General features: G+C 70.2%; 25 protein-coding genes. 17 read left to right on the top strand and 8 right to left on the bottom strand.

Annotated elements, in window-relative coordinates:
• The first annotated feature begins 89 nt into the window (after positions 1–89).
• The 3 genes from ABZ951_RS15660 to ABZ951_RS15650 all read left to right on the top strand — a co-directional run bounded on the left by ABZ951_RS15660 (position 90) and on the right by ABZ951_RS15650 (position 3,125).
• Positions 90–1,448, top strand: a complete 1,359-nt coding sequence (locus ABZ951_RS15660) for a transcriptional regulator (RefSeq protein ID WP_344090095.1) — start codon at positions 90–92, stop codon at positions 1,446–1,448.
• Between the two features lie 901 nt (positions 1,449–2,349).
• Positions 2,350–2,823: a hypothetical protein gene (locus ABZ951_RS15655; RefSeq protein WP_344090097.1), complete on the top strand. Its 474-nt coding sequence runs from the start codon at positions 2,350–2,352 to the stop codon at positions 2,821–2,823.
• Positions 2,820–3,125: a replication initiation protein, RepL2 gene (locus tag ABZ951_RS15650; protein ID WP_344090099.1), complete on the top strand. Its 306-nt coding sequence runs from the start codon at positions 2,820–2,822 to the stop codon at positions 3,123–3,125. The genes ABZ951_RS15655 and ABZ951_RS15650 overlap by 4 nt, the downstream gene beginning before the upstream one ends.
• A 31-nt stretch (positions 3,126–3,156) precedes the next feature.
• Here the strand turns inward: ABZ951_RS15650 and ABZ951_RS15645 are convergent, their stop codons facing one another.
• The 4 genes from ABZ951_RS15645 to ABZ951_RS15630 form a co-directional block, all read right to left on the bottom strand.
• Positions 3,157–3,723: a hypothetical protein gene (locus ABZ951_RS15645; RefSeq protein ID WP_344090101.1), complete on the bottom strand. Its 567-nt coding sequence runs from the start codon at positions 3,721–3,723 to the stop codon at positions 3,157–3,159.
• A complete protein-coding gene (locus tag ABZ951_RS15640; protein WP_344090103.1) occupies positions 3,720–4,214 on the bottom strand; it encodes a hypothetical protein in 495 nt (164 codons plus the stop codon). Before ABZ951_RS15640 ends, ABZ951_RS15645 begins: the two co-directional genes overlap by 4 nt.
• Before the next feature lie 76 nt (positions 4,215–4,290).
• Entirely contained in the window at positions 4,291–4,527 is a 237-nt protein-coding gene (locus ABZ951_RS15635; protein ID WP_344090104.1) for a hypothetical protein, read from the bottom strand.
• Positions 4,524–4,682 (bottom strand): hypothetical protein, encoded by a 159-nt coding sequence (locus tag ABZ951_RS15630; protein ID WP_344090106.1) that lies wholly within the window; start codon positions 4,680–4,682, stop codon positions 4,524–4,526. The genes ABZ951_RS15635 and ABZ951_RS15630 overlap by 4 nt, the downstream gene beginning before the upstream one ends.
• 238 nt (positions 4,683–4,920) lie before the next feature.
• Here ABZ951_RS15630 and ABZ951_RS15625 point away from each other — a divergent pair, with 238 nt between their 5' ends.
• The gene (locus ABZ951_RS15625) at positions 4,921–5,736 is read left to right on the top strand and encodes a site-specific integrase (RefSeq protein ID WP_344090108.1); all 816 of its coding nucleotides are present in this window, start codon (positions 4,921–4,923) and stop codon (positions 5,734–5,736) included.
• Positions 5,737–5,781: 45 nt separating this feature from the next.
• Positions 5,782–6,210, top strand: a complete 429-nt coding sequence (locus ABZ951_RS15620) for a hypothetical protein (RefSeq protein WP_344090110.1) — start codon at positions 5,782–5,784, stop codon at positions 6,208–6,210.
• Between the two features lie 113 nt (positions 6,211–6,323).
• Here the strand turns inward: ABZ951_RS15620 and ABZ951_RS15615 are convergent, their stop codons facing one another.
• Positions 6,324–7,142, bottom strand: coding sequence for a hypothetical protein (locus ABZ951_RS15615; protein WP_344090112.1), 819 nt, complete (start codon positions 7,140–7,142; stop codon positions 6,324–6,326).
• Between the two features lie 108 nt (positions 7,143–7,250).
• Positions 7,251–7,529, bottom strand: a complete 279-nt coding sequence (locus ABZ951_RS15610; protein ID WP_344090114.1) for a hypothetical protein — start codon at positions 7,527–7,529, stop codon at positions 7,251–7,253.
• A 477-nt stretch (positions 7,530–8,006) separates the two neighbouring features.
• Here ABZ951_RS15610 and ABZ951_RS15605 point away from each other — a divergent pair, with 477 nt between their 5' ends.
• The 4 genes from ABZ951_RS15605 (at position 8,007) to ABZ951_RS15590 (ending at position 11,348) form a co-directional block, all read left to right on the top strand.
• Complete coding sequence (locus tag ABZ951_RS15605; protein ID WP_344090117.1) at positions 8,007–8,918, top strand: hypothetical protein; 912 nt, start codon at positions 8,007–8,009, stop codon at positions 8,916–8,918.
• 11 nt (positions 8,919–8,929) lie between these two features.
• Complete coding sequence (locus ABZ951_RS15600) at positions 8,930–9,265, top strand: hypothetical protein (RefSeq protein ID WP_344090119.1); 336 nt, start codon at positions 8,930–8,932, stop codon at positions 9,263–9,265.
• The gene (locus ABZ951_RS15595) at positions 9,262–10,683 is read left to right on the top strand and encodes a 3'-5' exonuclease (RefSeq protein WP_344090121.1); all 1,422 of its coding nucleotides are present in this window, start codon (positions 9,262–9,264) and stop codon (positions 10,681–10,683) included. The genes ABZ951_RS15600 and ABZ951_RS15595 overlap by 4 nt, the downstream gene beginning before the upstream one ends.
• A 152-nt stretch (positions 10,684–10,835) precedes the next feature.
• A complete protein-coding gene (locus ABZ951_RS15590; protein ID WP_344090123.1) occupies positions 10,836–11,348 on the top strand; it encodes a hypothetical protein in 513 nt (170 codons plus the stop codon).
• Positions 11,349–11,442: 94 nt separating this feature from the next.
• Here the strand turns inward: ABZ951_RS15590 and ABZ951_RS15585 are convergent, their stop codons facing one another.
• Complete coding sequence (locus ABZ951_RS15585) at positions 11,443–11,907, bottom strand: DUF6233 domain-containing protein (RefSeq protein ID WP_344090125.1); 465 nt, start codon at positions 11,905–11,907, stop codon at positions 11,443–11,445.
• A gap of 408 nt (positions 11,908–12,315) precedes the next feature.
• Between ABZ951_RS15585 and ABZ951_RS15580 the strand changes: the two genes are divergently transcribed.
• The 3 genes from ABZ951_RS15580 (at position 12,316) to ABZ951_RS15570 (ending at position 13,551) form a co-directional block, all read left to right on the top strand.
• Positions 12,316–12,759 carry a hypothetical protein gene (locus tag ABZ951_RS15580; protein WP_344090127.1) on the top strand — a complete coding sequence of 148 codons (444 nt, stop codon included), beginning with the start codon at positions 12,316–12,318 and terminating at the stop codon, positions 12,757–12,759.
• 232 nt (positions 12,760–12,991) lie between these two features.
• Positions 12,992–13,279: a hypothetical protein gene (locus ABZ951_RS15575; protein WP_344090130.1), complete on the top strand. Its 288-nt coding sequence runs from the start codon at positions 12,992–12,994 to the stop codon at positions 13,277–13,279.
• Complete coding sequence (locus tag ABZ951_RS15570; protein WP_344090133.1) at positions 13,276–13,551, top strand: hypothetical protein; 276 nt, start codon at positions 13,276–13,278, stop codon at positions 13,549–13,551. The genes ABZ951_RS15575 and ABZ951_RS15570 overlap by 4 nt, the downstream gene beginning before the upstream one ends.
• Positions 13,552–13,617: 66 nt before the next feature.
• On the opposite strand, the gene ABZ951_RS15565 is transcribed toward ABZ951_RS15570, so the two are convergent.
• Positions 13,618–14,037: a hypothetical protein gene (locus ABZ951_RS15565; protein WP_344090135.1), complete on the bottom strand. Its 420-nt coding sequence runs from the start codon at positions 14,035–14,037 to the stop codon at positions 13,618–13,620.
• Positions 14,038–14,212: 175 nt separating this feature from the next.
• On the opposite strand from ABZ951_RS15565, the gene ABZ951_RS15560 reads away from it, so the two are divergent.
• The 5 genes from ABZ951_RS15560 to ABZ951_RS15540 form a co-directional block, all read left to right on the top strand.
• Positions 14,213–15,055: a hypothetical protein gene (locus tag ABZ951_RS15560; RefSeq protein ID WP_344090137.1), complete on the top strand. Its 843-nt coding sequence runs from the start codon at positions 14,213–14,215 to the stop codon at positions 15,053–15,055.
• 198 nt (positions 15,056–15,253) lie between these two features.
• A complete protein-coding gene (locus ABZ951_RS15555) occupies positions 15,254–16,393 on the top strand; it encodes a tyrosine-type recombinase/integrase (RefSeq protein ID WP_344090139.1) in 1,140 nt (379 codons plus the stop codon).
• A gap of 209 nt (positions 16,394–16,602) precedes the next feature.
• Positions 16,603–16,773 (top strand): hypothetical protein, encoded by a 171-nt coding sequence (locus ABZ951_RS15550; protein ID WP_344090141.1) that lies wholly within the window; start codon positions 16,603–16,605, stop codon positions 16,771–16,773.
• A gap of 261 nt (positions 16,774–17,034) precedes the next feature.
• A complete protein-coding gene (locus ABZ951_RS15545) occupies positions 17,035–17,568 on the top strand; it encodes a hypothetical protein (RefSeq protein WP_344090143.1) in 534 nt (177 codons plus the stop codon).
• Positions 17,569–17,600: 32 nt separating this feature from the next.
• Positions 17,601–17,798, top strand: a 198-nt coding sequence (locus ABZ951_RS15540) for a hypothetical protein (RefSeq protein WP_361280021.1), incomplete at its 3' end; no start/stop codon positions are given.

Below are 17,798 nucleotides of genomic sequence, written 5' to 3'. Positions count from 1 at the left end.
TGCGGACCTTCCCGCGAGCGCCTGCACGGTCCGTAAGGAGGCCGCTACCGTGACGCGGCATCAGGCCCGTTGCGCGAGAGGAGACCCCGGTGCGCGACAAGCCCTTCCGCCATCCCCTGGCCGCCCTGCGGCACGAGCTGGACCTGACCGCCGAGGAGTACCTCGACCGGCTCTCCCCAGTCCACGCCGCCCTCGGCTACGGTCACCTCGCCAAGCGCCGGGAGAAGGTCACCAGGTGGGAGTCGGGCATCCACGCGCCGGAGACCGTCACCCAGTACGCCATGGCGGCCTTCCACAACGTGCCGCGCGAAGCCGTCGACGAGATGGGCTGGCCCCACTGGCTGCTGGTCAGCTTCCCTGACGACCGGCCGATCCTGGATAGCCCCTGGACCCCCATGGGTACGGTCAGGTCAGTAGCGGCCGCCGCCAGGGGAGGCTCCGTGGACCGACGAGGATTCCTGATAGCCAGCGGTGCGACCCTCACCGCCGTCACCGCCGGCTGGACCGACGCACTCAGCACCACCCAAGCCATCGCCGCCACCCGCGGCCGCCGACGGCTGACCGCCGACACCGTCACCCGCCTCGAACAGCGCCTTGACGACCTCCGCCGCCTCGACGACGTCCTCGGCGGCGGCGAACTACGGCCCGCGGCCGCCGCCGAGTTCCAGCTTCTCAGCGCCCTGGCCAACGACGCCACCTACAACGAGGACGTCGGCCGCCGGCTGCTGACCGCGCTCGCCGAGTCCAGCCGCATGTGCGGCTGGCTCCACTTCGACGCCGGCCGCCACGCGGGCGCCCAGAGCTTCTACATCACCGCCCTGCGCGCCTCCGCCACCGCCGGGGACCACGCCACCGGCGCCAACATCCTGGCCTTCATGGCCATCCAGACCTACTCCACCGGCAACCCCCAGGACGCCGTCAACCTCGTACGCACCGCCCAGGACGAGGCCGCCGGCCACAGCACCCCTCGCGTGCGCGCCATGCTCCACGCCCGCGCCGCCCGGGCCCTGTCAAAGACCGGCGCCCGCACAGCCTGCGCGCGCGAACTCGACGCCGCCCGCGACGCCTACGCCCAAGGCACCCACGACGATGACCCCCCTTGGTCGTACTGGCTCGATGCGGGCGAGATCGAAATGCTCTCCGGCTCCTCCGCCCTCGACCTGGGCGACCCCCGAACCGCCCTCCACCACTTCGAGGCTGCGTACAAGGCCGCCTACGCCACCGACGGCTACGTCCGCGACCACGCTCTCTACCTCACCCGCGCTGCCCAGGCCCACCTCGACCTCGGCGACCTCGACGCCGCGTGCGCCACCGCCACCAAGGCGCTCTCCCAGACCGACGGCGTGGACTCCTCCCGCCCCTCCGAGGCCCTGGACGACATCCGATCCCAGCTCCTGCCCCACCGTCACGTACGGGCCGTCCGGCAATTCCTCAGCCTCAGCGCTTAGTCAGGCCGAGGCTGGCGGCAGGGGCAAGCGGGTCGTGCACGTCGGCAGCGGTGCTGCGCCGGGGCGGAATCGGCAGTGACGCGGAATCTGCATGACGCGGGTCGGTCCCTGACGCCGTCGCCCTAGTCCTCACCGAGAAAAACGGCCAGCCCGTCGACGTCCAAACCTTCTTCGAGGTCAGCGGAGAGATCAGCTCCCCCTGGGCCAATTTGTGCGCTAAAACGGACGTTTTTGGTAGGCGGGGCACAGTGAGTCGTGTCGCTGTCTGTCTCGTCAGGGTGCTGGACGGCAGCTGACAAGTACGGGGCGTTCGCCTCGCTCTGGTCTGAGGGCTCGCGCGTCTGGGCGGGTCGGGGGCTGGCGTTGCCGGAAGCGCTGCCGCCATCGGAGGAGCGGGGGAGGTGTCGGGAAAGACCTGGAAGCGTGGCTGGTGCCGGGTGTGGTGCCGCCGTTCGGCCGTGGCCGGCCGCCCGGCTGGGTACCTCCCGTACCTCCGTGACCACAGCTCGGCGCCGCGGTTCCGCCCGTTCTGTGGTCGAGGTATCCGAAGGGGAAGTGGGGCGTCCTGCTGTGGGAGGGTCCGACGCGCTGTGGGCGCGACGGATGCGGCGCGGATGTGGGTGCGGGTAAGGCGTTCGTTGTCCGGGTCCTGTGAGTACATAGAGAAGACCACGCCGAGACCGCGTCTGACCTGCGGTTTTCTAGGTGGTGATCCAGTTCCCAGGATCGGATATACGGGTCGAGGGATCGCTATATTCCGCTCCGGGGGGCGGAATATTCGGCTTCCCGGAGCGGGAAGCATGTCCTATGTGTACATGTCGCTGAGGTTCATGGATCCGGCTCTGAGATACGGTGTGCATGTACTCATGGGACATGTCGCACGACGACCGGAGAGATCCGTATGGCGCGCCCTGCACAGCAGGCGGGACCGAGTGAGCCCGGGCGGGAGCCGCCGCGGGCGCGCTTCGGGTACATCAGCGGCTACAGCACCGTGGACAACACCCGGCTGGAGGCCCTGGCGGCCATCCCGCCGAAGAAGGGCGGTCTGACCGACCGCGAGTTCAGGGTCTTCGGGTGGTTCGTCGGGGCGACGCCGGGGCCGGACCAGCCGGTCATGAAGACGACGGCGCAGATCGCGGAGCGGACCGGTACCAGCCCGGACGCCCTGGGCCGGATCGTCCGCAAGCTGGTCAAGCGTCGGCTGTTGTTCTGCGTCGAAGAGTTCGGGCGCCAGCGCTTCTACAAGGTCAGCCCCTACTTCGCGAGCCAGCAGGAAGCGATCGACCAGCGCAGCACCATCCGCGCGTACAACCCGCCGGACATTCCAGGACTCCCGGGATTCGAGCCCCGGCCTGTGAAGGGGGAACTCGCATGAACAGTGGCGACCAGACGGCGCTCACGGTGCTGCGCCAGACCAAGGGGCTCAAGCCCAACCAGCGGCTCTTGCTCCAGCTGTACGCGGCGGCGCCCAAGCTGCCCAACGGAGCAGTCCAGCAGACGGCCACCCGCCTTGCCGGAGAGCTTGGTTGGACGCCGACGCTGTTCTCCCGGGTGCGCAAAGACCTCGTCGAGCAGGGGTGGCTCGAAGAGGTGGACCGGGTCGGCAACATCTCGGTCTACCGGCTGGGGGAGAGGACCACGGGCGAGCGCCGGGTCGTACCTCTGCGCTCGGCTTAAGACACGGCCCGGAGTTCTCACACTCGCCCCGTTACTCTGCGGCGATCCAGATCGGGCTTCCGATGTAGACGACGTCGGCTGTGGTGGGGCCCCAGGGGATGGGGCCGCGGTGGTAGGCGTAGATCTCCGTACCGATCTCGACGCGAAGCGGCTGTTTCTGGTGTTCCTGGTGGGCGGCGGAGGCGAGGGAGACGAGGGTGCGGACGGTTTGGGGGTTGGCGAGCGCTTCGACGGCTGCCTCGTCGGTCTCCCGGTGGTCTACGGCCAGGAGTTGCAGGGCTCGTACGGCGTTGGGGTCGGCCAGTGCTTCCTGGGCGGCGTGCGGCAGCGAGGGGTGGCCGGGGAGGACGTTGCGTGCGGCGCCGAACAGGCACCAGCCGACGGTCAGCTCGGGCTCGGGCAGGTGGCTGGTGCCGGTGTAGAGGACGAGTCGGGGGTCGTCGAATCCGCCGGTTTCGTACAGGTCGGCTTCGCCGTGGGCGGCGGTGGGCATGCGGGGCTCTGCCGCCGGCCACTGCTTAAGCAGCTGTTCCACTGAGGGGATCTGCTGCTTGGCGGCCTCGATCGCAGCCTGGTGGTCGTCCCCGGTGCTGGTCATGACGAACGGTCCTTCCTTCGCCCGGTGGTGAGGGGGCGGATGCGGTGGGGGTCGATGACGGTGATGGTCCGCATGAAGGTGCGGGGCTGGAGGACGAGGTGGCCGAGCTGCCGTTCCGGGCCGAGGTGGGACATCTCTTCTTGGAAGGTGATCAGGCCCTGGCGTGCTGCGTTGGGGTCGTCGACGAGGACCAGTTGCGGGACTTGACGCAGGGCTTCGAGGTGGTCGGCGCGGCCTGCGCCGACGGTGCGGTCGGCGACGGCGAGGAGGCCGACGACGCGCTGTTCGGTCCGGGAGGGCCTGGTCTCGGCGGAGACGTAGGGGATGCCGTCGTCCCAGCGGCGTTCCCAGAGGCGGTGGGTTTCGAGGAGCCTGCCGGGGGCGTAGTCGCCGTTGGGCATGCGCAGGTTGTACAGGGTGTGAAGGTCGACGTTCTGTAAGGGGATCCGGCTGGGCCTGCGGACGGCGAGGGTGCGCAACGCCTTGAACATGGGTGTTCTCCCCCTGGTCACTGGTCGAGGTCCTGAGCGTAGTGTCCGGGCCATGCCCCTGGTCCCCGGCCCGAAGTCATGGGTGCTCGACGGTCCACCGCTTGACGGTCGTGCGGACGCCGGCTGTCTCGGCTTCGAGCGTGATGACCACACCGGGGGTGCTTCCGTGGGTGCCGATCCAGCGGCGGTATTTTTCCAGGGCGGTCGTGCTGCTGGTCCAGGTGCCGGTCACGGGTGGCCCGGCGGGGCGGAAGCGGACGACGACGTGGTATTCCTCGGCGTCGGGGAGGGGTGCCTCGGCGGGGTCGGTCATCTGAGTGTGATCTTCTCGATCTCCACGTCGAGGGCTCCCTCGCGTTCCAGCTCGGCCTGCCGCTCCTGCGCGACGGGCAGGCTGTACGAGACGGCCGAGGTGCGGCGTTCGGTGCCTTCGGCGGGGGTCCAGTGGACCTTGTAGTTGATCAGCATGGTCGTTTCTCCTCGTGTTCGACTGTCAGCCGGGGGCTGAGCTGCGGGTTCGGGGTAAAGAGTCGCACCCGCCACTGACAGCAGAAGACGGCCACACTCGATCTTTAGATAACAGCCCAGGCCCCACTCCGCGGCCCGCACGCGCGCACCCCCGCCCCGCACCTTCGGGCACCACCGCAACCGCGGCGAGTAGGGTGGCTCGGGTAGGGCTGTTATCTAAAGATCAAGGGCTGTAGCTGTGACCGTCCCCGGCCTCGACGAACTCCACCACTGGCTCGCCCGCGGCTACGGCCGCCCCCTCCGCGACGGCACCGCCCGCGCCCTCCAGGGAACAACACCGGAACACTACGGCGACGACATCGCCGACTGGCTCCGCTGGATCCACGCCGCCGGCATCAGCCCCTGGCACGCCGACCACACCCACGCCACCGCCTGGCTCAACCACCGCGGCGGCGCCGCCCGCTCCCGCAACCGCCGCTTCAACGCCCTGCACACCTTCTACATCTGGGCCGTTACCGAGAACCTGTGCCGGCACAACCCCTTCGACGAACGCCTCCGGCCCGACCTCCGCGACGAACCCGGCCTCCCCGTCCACAACGCCACCGAGATGACCGCGCTCATGCAGGCCGCCGACGGCCTCTACGCACCCGTCACCCCCAGGAACCGGTGCCTCATCTACGCCATGCTCGCCGGCCTGCGCCCCGGCGCCATCACCCGCCTCGACACCGACGACCTCACCCCCCGCGGCACCACCACCGCCGCCAAGGTCTGGCAGAAAGGCGGCGGAACCCGCCTGATGGCCCTCCCGCCGCTGTTCGCCCTCACCATCAACACCTACCTCCCCCACCGCCTCGGCCCCACCCCCGGCCCCCTCATCACCACCCGCACCGGCGGCCGCCTCGACGCCCACGTCACCCCCCGCACCGTCCTCCGCCAAACCGCCGCCCAACACCCCCTCCTCACCGACACCGCCCCCACCCTCCTCCCCGACGCCATCGCCAACAGCGCCCGCCACCACGGCACCTCCCCCACCGGCATCGCCACCGACCTGTAGCACCACGCACCTGCCGACAGGCAGTTCGTACGGCAGACTCCTGGTGTGACCACAGCGCACCCGCGCGGCCGCGCCCTCGGCCGAGGCCTCCACACCCTCATATCGCCCGGCCCCGAACCGGCCGCCGGCGAGCCGACCATGGACCTCACCACCGGGGCAGCCCCCGGCGTGGAAGAGCACGCCGACGCTGCTGCGGAAGCCGCGTGCCGCCTCGCTGACTCCGCGCACACCACGGGCTGGAGCACCACCGCGGTGGAAGACACCGTCGACGCAATCGATTACCTCGTCGAAGCGCTCTCCACCCTCGACCCCAGCACCGCCCGGATCCTCGCCGACGTCCCGACCGCGACCGCGGCCCTGCTGAAGCACCTTGAGCAGACCCAACGGGAAGAATCGCCGGCACCTCCGACGAGCGGCAGCCCGCGGCGAGAACGGCGTCGGCTCGGGCCCGGCTGGCAAGGTGCTGGGGCCTAGCCACGCTGTCAGGGGCGGCTAGTGGCCCGTTCGAGGGACCTTGCCCGCACGCGCCTTGCGCCGGCGGCCTGCCCGTACCCACGCTACGCGTGGGCGGCACTGAGGCATCGAGATCATCCCGTGGAGCGCCAGCGGGCGAGGAAGCGGCGCAGCTGCACCCGCTGCTCTTCCTCGTCGCCCAGGACGGACTCCCACACCGCCCGGGCGAAGTGAACGTGCACCGCGGCCATCACCAGCTGCCTCAGCTCCTCCGGCGGCAGCGCCTCCACCTCCCACTGCACCGGATACCGCACGTCGAGCCCATGCCGGGCAGCGAAGGCCGGCCACCGCGAGTCCGTGCGCTTGCCCACCGCGGCCGGGATCTCCCGCTCGCGGACCTGGGCCATGTTCAGGGCGACGCGCTCGACGCGGTCCCAGCACGCGGTGCGCTCAAGCCAATCCCGCTCAATGTCCTCGCCTGAGGCGTCCAGGTCCCCCACGTAGAGGAGCACGGCATCCCGGCCATCGGCCCGAACGGCGGCAGCGACGTCCTGGACGTAACTCTGGGAGGAGAAGCCGCGGGCGATGACCACGGGGATGCCGTAGTCCTCCAGCCAGCCGGTGAACTGCACTCGCAGCGTGTCCTTCTCCGCCGCGACGTACAGGTTCACCCCCTGCCCGCGCCTGCGGTCAAGGCGGAAGGAGTCCGGCATGCAGCGCAGCATGTCGGCGACGTCGGCGAAGGCCTGCGGGCGATGCACTTCGCGGGTGGAGTCGATCAGGTCCGGGAAGCTGCCGGCCCGGCGTTCCTGGGCGATCAGCGACGACAGCCGCTTGTAGGCAGACGTGGTGTTGGGGATCGCTCCGGCCGCCGCGCAGCGGTAGTGGACCTGTCGAAGGGTGACGCTTCTCGGGGGGTATTCGCCCATGATGCGGCGAGCGAGCAGCAGCACGTTTTCCCAGGTGATGCGGGAAGTGGGACTAGTCCTCCTTGGCGTCATGTCCACCACCGTGAGGGCCGCTGGGCGCGAAGTCACGTACCCAGGCAGTGGCCGGGCCGTTCACGGCGGAGGGGCGACGGCGTCCAGGAGCCGCCGCAGGGGACGCAACTCCTCGGAAGGGATCACGGCGGTGGTCTCCATCGCGGCGGTCACCGGGGCCAGCACGTCTGAGAGGCGGCCAGGCGGGGCCTGGCGCAGTCCGGCCCGGAGGCTGGACGGCGACAGGCCGCTGAAGGCCAGGGACTCGGCGAGCGAGCGCTCGGAGGCGGTTGGCGTCCAGGCGCCGATGTTGTATTCGGCCAGGAGCAGTTCAACGTCGCGTAGCGGCAAGGTCGTCACGCGGATTCAACGATCGGCAGGTCGTCCGGAAGCGGACGGGCCATGCCGGGAAGCGCTACTGCTCACGGGAGCCGATCGGCTGGCCTCGCCGGTGGCTGGCACGTTTTCTGGTACGGCCGTCAGTGGCGGCCGCTATCGTCTTGACGTACGGCCGCGCACCGGCCCAAGCCCCGCCTCAGCCCATGACTGGGAGCCACTGAGGACGAAGGTGTGCCGGGCCCCTTTTCCGGGCCCGAGCGCATCAGTGCGAGCACCACCGTCGCGCACTTCGGCGACGTCTTCCGTATGTCCGCGCAGTCCTTCTCAGCTCGCGTGCATCGGGTCATGGGTAACCGCTGCGCGCTGTTCGAGGAGAGAACTGCCGTGGTTCAGAACCGTAGGAAGAAGACGCGTGCCCGCCGACGGGCTGAGCGCACTGGTGCTTCACATCAGGCAGCTGCCACCGGCGCTCTGCACACGCACACCCCGCTGCCGGACATGACGGTGTTCGCGGACCTGCCGTACGCGGCGGGCCGGACACCGGACACCGATCTCGCGGCGCGGCTGGTGGCCGCGTGCCGGGCGGGGTGCGAGCCCTGCCAGACGTCGATGGCGCGGAAGGTGAGCGCTGACCGGCCGACCCTCGCGGTGCTCGCCGGCGCGGTCTATGGGCTGCCCCTGAACCGGGGTGCCGCCCGCTCGCCGCTCGCTTCGTCTGCGACCCGCCTATGGGCGCCGCTGGCGCTGGCGGCCGCCGAGTCCGGTGACGGCACCGCGGCGTTCGCCGCGCTTGAGCAGCTGTCGGACGCGGCGGCCGCTGAACTCCTGGAGGACGCGCTCGACCACTGGGCCGCCGGCGCCGCGCCGCTGACGCCCCGGGCGCTGGATGCGGACTCGCAGGGCAGTGCGACCGTGTCGGACGACGGGGCCCCTGAGAGTCCCTTCAAGGTGGTCCGGCTCCTGCTTGACGACCCGGACGGAGTGCCGCGGTACCGGGTGATTTTGACCCGCGCCTTCGCGCCCGACGGGCAGCCGCTGCCCATGCTCACCCTGGAGTGCGAGACCGCGGGCGCCGGGATCGAGGACCTGCGCCGCCGGACCGAGTGGAAGCCCTGGGACCGGCGCCGGATGCCGGAGCTGGACGTCACCTGGCGCCTACGGGCCGACATCGACTCCCGGTCCCTGCTCTGCCTCACCCACGTCACCGACGACGGCTACGACGAACTGCCGCACCTGTGGGACGCCGCAGAGACCGTGCCCCTGCCCGAGCACTGGTGGAATCTCCTCGACCGCACCGAGCACGTCCTCGTCGCCGGGCCGGTCAAGGACGCCGCTGACGGAACCGCACTAGACCGGGCTGCTGACGCCGGCGAACTCCTGGCCGTCGTCGCCTGCGTGCGCTTCGCGTGAAGGGGCCCACCGTGAACGAGCCCCCCGCCACCCTGACGCTCGCCGACGGGCAGACGGTCACCCTCCTCGGCCCCCACCTCTTCTCCCGCTCCTACGACGAGGTCGGGTTCGAGGAACTCGGCGGCTTCATCGAGCACGACGCCCTCATCCCCTGGCCGCGGGTCGATGTGGCGCGGGCGGAGGTGCCCGGGCATCCGCCGTTCATGGTGGACCGGGCTGACGTGGACATCAGCTACGCAGCAACGGCGGCCGTGAAGTTCCTGCGGCTGCTCTGGCGCACCGAGCAGCGCCGCCCCCTGGGCACCGGCACGATGCCCGACCACGCGCAGATCACGGAGGAGCGATGACGGACACCCTCGTAGAGGCAGCACCGCAGGAGTCGCTGCCCGAGGCGCTGGGCGCGCGGCGGATCGCCGCCCTGCTGGCGCAGCACCTCGACGAGCCGGTGACAGCGGACGACGTCAACGAGCTTGTCGCGCAGAAGCACCTTGTCTGCTGTGACTCGTACAAGGGCCATCCGCTGTATGCGACGGCTGATGCGCTCGCGCTCGATGCCGAGCTCGTGCGTGGGCTTGTGGCCGAGCGGGTGGCGTGGGAGGCGGCGAGCCTGCCGCGGGATGCGGCGGCGGAGCGGATCGGCTGGCACTGGCGCGACATCGCGCGCATGGGCGCCGAGGGCCGGATCACGGTCGGCAGGGGCGGCCGGTACCTGATCGCGGACGTGGACCGGCTCCCGGAGGAGGCCGCCGGCGAGCAGTACATCACCGCTCAGGCCGCCGCCGACGTGCTGGAGATCCGGCACCCGGCGGACTGGCAGTACGTCGAGGCCGCCGGCTGGGTGAAGCCCGCCGGCTCCTACGAGCGGCCGGTCGGATCCGGGCGGCGCACCGTCACCGTGGCGCTGTTCCGGCTCGGCGACGTCCAGGACCTGCGCGATCTGCCCGGGGTGGACTGGGAAGCGGTCCGGGGCCTGCCCAAGGGCGCCCCCTCGCCGTTGCGCGAGTACGCGCAGCTGGCGCCGTCCCGGGCCGCCACGGTCAAGGCGTTCGCGCAGGCCCTGGCCGACCGGCACGGCGTGACCGTGTGGGCATGGAACTCGCCGTACTCCGGGCGTTGGGAACTGGACTGGGAGCGGCTCGACGGCGCCCCGGGCAAGGATCAGGTCGCGGACGAGCTCGCCGCCGACCCGGCGGCCGGCAGCTACGCCGACGAGATCACCCTGTGCCCGCAGTGGGGGCGGCTCACCCGGCAGGCCCGCGCGCTGCTGGAGCCCGACACGGCGGTGATCCTCGACACCGAGACCACCGACCTGTACGGGCAGACCATCGAGATCGCCGTCATCGACGCCACCACCGGCAAGAAGCTGATGGACACCCTGGTAAAGCCCACCGAGAAGATCACAGCGGGAGCCCGCTGGGTGCACGGCATCAGTGACGAGGACGTCGCCGACGCGCGGCCCTTCGACAGGGTCCTGCCCCGCCTGCGCAAGGTCACCAAGGACCGGGTCGTCTGTGCGTACAACGCGGAGTTCGACCGGTCCGTGGTCCTCGGTGACATCCGCCGGGCGGGGCGGAAGCCGATGCACCTGGAACCCCGGGACAGCTGGTTCTGCCTGATGGAGGCGTACGCCGCGTGGATGGGCTCCGGCCGGTGGCTGCGGCTCGGCGGTGGGCATCGCGCGCTCGGGGACTGCCAGGCCGCCCGGGACGTACTGATCGAGATGTCCAAGGGACGGGGCACCGAGTTCACACCCAGGAAGCAGTAGACCAACCCGCGTGTCGGGTCCTTGGGGTCGTGCCCTCCCACGGACCCGACACGGCGAAGACCACCGACGTACCACCCTCAGCGAGACCCCCAACCCGGACACCGGGGGCCCGGCGCCGCGCCGGGCCCTCATAACCGACTGGAGGACCTGGCATGACCGTTCAGCCGACCGGAGCCGCTCTCGTTCGAGAGGCCGCTCGCCTGGCCCGCACCGTCGCGGCCGGCCGCGCCACCCACGAAGACGCCGAACAGCTCGTCGCCCTCGGGACCTGGCTCGCCCACCGGACGAGCGCCACGTGGTCTGCCCGCCGGCAGCAGCGCCCGGACCTGGACGCCCCCGCGGCCATCAACCTGATGAACGCCGTGGGCAACGCGGCCGTCATCTCTACCGCAGGCCAGATCCGCGCCGCACTCGCAGAGCGGCCCGGGATGGCCCCGCTCGACTACCTCACGAGCCTGAACCTGGCCACGCTCCCGGCCTGGCCGCTGCCCGACGACGACGAGGCCGAGATCGTCGTCTACCGCCGCGGCGCCACGGGCTTCGGCCGCCTCTGGGCTGCGGTTGGCAGCGGCGACGACGCCGAAATCGACCGCGCTATCGCCAAGGCGACCGAGTTCGCCGGTCACGGTCCGAGCGAATTCTGGGCCAGGGGCCTGGGCGACTAGCAGGCCGAGAGGACGACCTCCTCCATCCGCCGGCGTATCAGCGCGACGGTGGAGCACCCCATCGCGGGCTGACCGCTCAACCACCGGGCCGTGGTCAGCCGAAGAGGTGGCCGAGGACGTTTTCGGGGCGGCAGATCGCGCAGGTGACGGCCTCCTCCGGGTCGGCCAGCATGCGCAGGGCCTCGCGATCGGTGGCAAGCTTCTGGGACAGGGCGCCCTGGGCGCAGTCGAGCCGGTGCACGACCACCTCATAGGCGCTCCCAGGCGGGGCCTCGGAGATCCTCCAGCGGCGGCGCTCGTCGGCCGGGGGCGGGTCCAAGACCGCGTAATCCTCGCCCTCGATCGGCTGGACGTCGGGGTGGCGGGCGGAGAATTCGACCTCCTTGACGTCCGGGACGGGCCCGCGCGGGGTGTCACGCCTGCTCGGGAGCCTCACGAGGAGGTCGTACCACCATTCGCCCCGGAAGTGCCGGCGCCGGGTCACCCGCACCTCGATGACCTGGTCGCCCTCCAGGCAGACGAGGGCGCGGGGAAGCTGGTCCCGGGGAATGCCGTCCATGCCTCGAATGCTAGTTCCGCCGCCCCGGGCCCGGGGCGCGGCCGAGATCGGGCAGACTGCCCGCGTGACCCACAGCATCCCCTCCACCCCGCGCTGCCGTCTGCTCCCGGCGGCGGGAGCCGGCCGGTGAGTGACCCCGTGCTCGTGCTGTTATCTAGGGTGCCTAACGAGGGTCAGGCATGTGAGCCAAGGAGGATCTTTCGCACGCGCCTCACCCATATCTCCACCGTTTCAGGCACGTTGGGCATGTGAGGGACGTTCGCGCCTTGGTCACCGATGGCGTAGCACGGCGGCGGCCTCGGCTGGGTCTGCGGCGAACTCCGGGTTCTCCCGGCCGGCCCCTCGCGCACGAGAGTGAGTTGTCATCATATTGATGACAAAGCCTTGAGTCCTCAATATGATGACGGCATGACGATGACCAACGCCCAGCGCGAGGCATATCAGGCCGATGTGGACCGCCTTACCCGCCGCTTTCGGGCCTTCGCGCACGAGATCGCGGGGGTGCGGCCCCGTAGGCTTGGCACCCAGCCGCTCTCTCCTCTCACCGCCGTCTCAACCGTGGCTGAGGCGGTCGACTGTCAGCGTCCGGACGTTGACACCGAGGACCTCCGGGCCGCGCTTCGGCTGCTGTCCCGTGCTCGACGCAGCATGGAGTTCGATGAACTCATGCTCCTGGCTCGGGCTAAGCAGGATTTCACCTGGGACGAGATCGGAGCGCTCACTGGGATCGGAGATCGCCGCCTGGCACACCAGCGATACACCCGGCTCCGTGATCGTTTGGCCCCTAATGGCCTGGACATTGAGGACGCTGACGTGGAGCCCGGGACCCCTCAGAATGGGGATCAAAGCTAGAGGTCCAGGCGGGACAGCCGAACCGCTGCCCAGCGCCAACTTGCCTCACGTGCCTACATCGGCGACTTGCGCTCTGACCTGCACAGATGGGCACCGGACCATAGATAGCTGAGGCAGCTGGCCGCGCTGTTCCGGTGGGAGCAGCACCAGCCCGGCGGCTGTCGCTGCTTGTCCCCCTGACCGCCCGGCAGGCGTAATGGGACACTCGACGCACGCCATGAGGGAGGCCCTGATGACCGCACAACCTGAGCACCACGACGTCGTACCGCCGATGCGCACGCTCGCCGAGCTGCGCACCGCCCTGGGGGTCTGGGGGTTCCCCGGCGACCTCCAGTCCTTCGAGCAGGAGCTGGAGGACGCGGACCTGGACGACCTCACCCGCGTCCGCGAGATCACCCAGGCGTACCGGCACCGGGTGATGCTGCGGTGCGACCCACAGGCGATGGCGGCCTTGATGCGCCCCAGCGAGGACGTCGCCTTCGAGCTGGGTCAGAAGATGGCCGAGGGGAACACCCGGTGACCCACGCGTTCTACAGCGACGCCGCCGAGAAGATCCTGCGGGGCGACCTCAGCGTCGGCGAGCGGACGGCCGTCATGTCGGTGCGGGCCTCCCTAGAGGAAGACCCGACCCCCGACCATGCCCGCGGACTGCCGGACGCCGATCCGCGCTCGCAGTCGTACGCCATCGACCTGCTCCCCGAGCAGACCGGCGGACGCGGCATCACCATCGTCTACCGCCATAACCGGGACTTGGACGCCGCGCTGATCCTGTGGCTCATCGCCGGTCCCTGACCCCTGGACCACCGAAGCCCCCTGGGCTCCGTGGTCCGTCGCGGGCGGCGGGCTGCGCGGTGAAGGTCAGGCGACGTCGCCGTAGGCAGCCTGACGCATCGCCCGCAGCATGCGTTCGAACTCGTCCTCGTCGGCCGCGTTGATTGCCTTGTGCAGGTTCACGCTGGTCTTTCCGACGAGTGACGCGGCGAACTCCAGCACGGCCTGTTCGCTGCCGGAGCACTTCAGCACCCATGGCTGGGTGACCAGGACCAGGGCAACAGCGTTCCAGTCCACCGAGGGGCTTGTGTCAGCCCGGTCGATGAACTGGCACGGCTGGTTGACGGCCTCGGCGAGCTCCCGGTCGTCGAGGAAGCGCCGGAGCCAGTAGCCGTCGCGGTGTGCTCCCAGGAGGCGGGTCGCTGCCCTCATCTGCTCGTTGCCGATGCCGCGCAGCAGGTTCTCGGCGAGTTCATCGCCTGTGGTGCACTCGGTCGTCAACGTCACCGGCTTCTCCCACTCCTGATGGTGTAGGGCCCGGGGGCGGCCCAACACCACTGTCCTCGGTGCGCAGACCGTGGTCCGTCCCACACGCCGGGCACGTCACCCAGACGCCGGGCCGCCAGCCCCGGGCCTTGGGCTGGCGGCCCTTCCCTAGACTGCTCGGCCGGGAGGTGGTCGTGTGGCGGGACGTCGCAGGAGGAAGCCGGCTGCACGCCGGGCGAGCGAGGGCGCGAAGGTGCGCCGGCGGCGGGGGCTGGATCTCTCGGTGCCGTTCTGCTCGAAGTGCGGGTCGACGCTGGTGCAGACGTGGCTGCCCGGCCCGTCGATGCAGGTCCTGATCGACGCGGCGCGCCCCGAAGCAGGGGTGCTGGCTGTGCTGGTGCACTCGGACGACTTCCCGCAGGGTGTGTTCAAGGACCCGTGGCCGGTGATGTGTGCGGTGTGCGAGCAGGATTGTGGGAAGTCCCCCCGGCAGTGGGGGCATCCGCTGTACGTGGCGATGATGGCCGGGCTCGAGGCGGATGCGTGGCCGCGGGCCCGGGACTGGGAGGTCCAGGACCTCCACACCGACTGGTACGCGACCCGGCTGCGCAAGCTCGTCGACGGGCACGAGGAGCTGCTCACCGGTGCGCGGCCGTTCCGCTACGGCTCGCACAAGGAGTGCGACCCGCCGGGCCGCGGCGCCCCCGAAGAGGGTGATGGTCCACACGTAGGCCACCCCGCGTCAGGGACCGTCGCCGACCCGACTGGTCCACACGTGGACCAGGACCCGTCAGAGGCGGTGCCGTCGGCGGGTGGTCTAGGCGTAGACCACCCCCCGACCGTGGAGGAGGCGGTGGCTGGGGTGCTGGCGGCCCGGGCCGCCGAGGCGCGGTGGCTGGAGCTGCTCGGGGTGGCGCTGCGGGCGGAGGACGCGCCCGGTAAGCGCCGCGAACTTGCGCGCCGTGCCGCGCCGGCGATGTCGCGCGCCCTGGTGCTGCGGGAGCTGCCGCCGGTCAACGACAATACGACCAAAGAGTAATTTCCGCCTGGACCGCCAGAAATGCGACCCGCAGAACCGGCCCTCTCGCGGCCGAACGCGGGAGGGCCGGTGCGATCGGGCCTCGACGGACACGCAAGGCCCGCAGAGAGGCGCCTGCGGGTTCTCGCCAGCGGACCAGATTCCACCCCTCATGCCATCTTCCCAAACGCACAGGATAATTACAGTTATCCTGTGCCTATGCTGACGCCGGATCAGAACGTCCCGGAATCGGGTGAATCGCCCGACATGCCGGGCAAGGTGCTTGCCCGCTCGCCCCGGGCGGCGCTCACCACCGTCCGGCGCGACCCGCGCGACCTCTGGCCCGAGCACGCGCGCAGGCTCTACGACCACCTGATCGAGTTGTACGGCGAGGACGATGTGCTGCCGACGCTCGCCGCGGCGTGGATCGCGCACCAGCGCTCGGTCAACACGCAGAAGTCCTACGCCCGCGGCTTCAAGGTCTTCGAGGAGTTCGCCCGGGAGCACGGCGAGCACCCGATGGCCGTGAAGTTCGTCCTCGCCGACACCTTCCGGCTGTACCTGGAGACCACCCCGACGTGGGTGCGGGTCAAGGGCGGCCGGCGCGGCGAGATGGTCCGGGCCGGGAAGCCGTACTCGGACGCCTCGCGCAAGAACGCGCTGTCGGCGGCCTCCTCGTTCTTCGTCTACCTGGACAAGGTGAGCGACGACGGGGTGAAGAACCCCTTCGACGCCGTGCAACGGCCCTACGTCGACCCGACGTACTCCCCCACCCCCGGGTACACCGAGGCCGAGTGGGCCCGGTTTGTGGCCGTCGCCCGAGATGAGCACCGTGTCGCGGCCTACCGCAAGCGCGCGTACGCCCTGCTGCTCACGCTCTACACCTGCTGCCTGCGCATCAACTCCCTGCTCAACGCCCGCGTCGAAGACCTCGGCTACGACAAGGGGCACCGCGTGCTGCTCCTGGAGAAGGTCAAGGGCGGCGGCCGGAAGAAGAAGCCGATCCCGCCGGTGACCTGGGACGCGCTGATGGAATACCTCAACGGCCGCACCACCGGCTGGCTGTTCTGCACCGCGTCCGGCGGCCAGCTCGACGAACCGGCCGTGTGGCGGCTGCTCCAGTCCCTCGCCCAACGCGCCGGGCTGCCGCTGCGCGGCCCCCACGGCGTGAAGGGCGACGCGGTCACTCACGCCCTGGCGAAGCCGGGCGCCCGCCCCGACAAGGTGCAGCAGTGGGCCGATCACAAGGACGCCCGCACCACCCAGCTCTACAACCGGCGCCGAGAACTCCTGGACGACTCCCCCGGCTACGACCTCGGCCGCGACGTCGCCGGCGCCCTGGAACACGGCGAAGCCTGAATCCCATCCCTCGGCCGCAACGGTGTTGCGCGCATCCGCACCGGAGCGCAACGCCCGCACCTCTAGATTCGCAACGGCGACCTCGGGTCTTCTTCTCCGTGTGCACTGACGAAGTCACGGTGCCTCTGCCGTGCAGGAGCGAACCGCCCCTTGGGCCTCCCACCTGCACGGGCGGGCATTTTCCCTACATCCGAGCCCGGAGACGGACCATGTCCACGCCTCTGATCATTGCTGCTGCGCTCGTAGTCCTCGCGGTCGTTGGCGCGATCACCATGATCGCCTGCACCGCCCTGCGCCGCGCCGATCCAGCAGCCGTTCCCCGCGTCCTGAAGGAACTGACACCGCTGCTGGGTATCCTCCTGCGCCGACGCCGTTCGTAGCCGAGGCGATCGGAACGTGCCCGTACGGGAGAACCGGGGCGTGACGACGTACGCCTCGATCACCGCCCTGGACCGGCTCCTCGACGACAGCCCGGGGGTACGACGTCGCCAGCGCCCCGGAGCATGGCGTGGCCTGCGCCCGGGATCTCAACAACTCCGCTGAGGGCTACCGGGACCCATATCAATCAATCCCCGTAGCGGTATAGCCGATCGTTCGATATGGTTGGACCAGACCGTCACCCAGGAAAGGTGTGAGAATCCATGCTGCGGATCCGCCCCGGTGCACGCCTGTATGAGCCGGACGACCACCCGTTCCTCACCCGCGAACTGCGCGGTTACGACCCCACGATGAGCCCGCTTGAAGTCCTCAACGCCGCTCGCGGCTGGTGGGTCCTCGCCGAGGCCGCAGAGAACGAGAAGTTCGCTGTTGTAGTGAGCCGCAACACCGGCCTGGTCGTCATGGCCGTTGCCATCGAGCGCTGGGAGCAAGACGAGCAGGGCCGGCGCGCCTTCGCCGGCCGCATTCTGCCGTCCGGAAATCCGGTCCACGACCGCTACGTCGACCAGCCCGACCCCACCCCGAACGCGGTCCGTAGTGCGGTCACCTACTTCTCCGACGACGAGTTCGACAACCTGCCCTGCCGGTGCGGCTGCGGGGAACCGACCCGGACCCAATGGCGCCCGGGGCACGACCAGCGGGCCCTCCACACCCTCATCCGCACCGATTTCGATGGGTCGGTGGCCGCCTTCCTCGACTGGTACCAGGCTCACCACTCCGAGACCCAGACCGTCTGACCACGCCCACTCACTACAGGAGACGACGTCCCTTGAGTGCTTCCGCTCAGCAGCCCGACCCGTACGAGAACACGCCGACAGCCATGGTGTACGAGGAGTTCGCCGAGGCCGAGTCCCAGCTCAGCGCCCAGTACATCGCTCGCCACCGAGCCGCGGCCGACGAAGCGGAGCGCGCTCGCCTGTGGCAGAAGATCATCGATCTGCGCGACGCCAAGCGCGCCGTGCCCGCG

It is taken from the genome of Streptomyces sp. NPDC046215 (assembly GCF_040646215.1).
GTDB classification, from domain to species: Bacteria; Actinomycetota; Actinomycetes; order Streptomycetales; family Streptomycetaceae; genus Streptomyces; species Streptomyces stramineus.
This window is presented reverse-complemented; position numbering and strand designations above follow the sequence as displayed.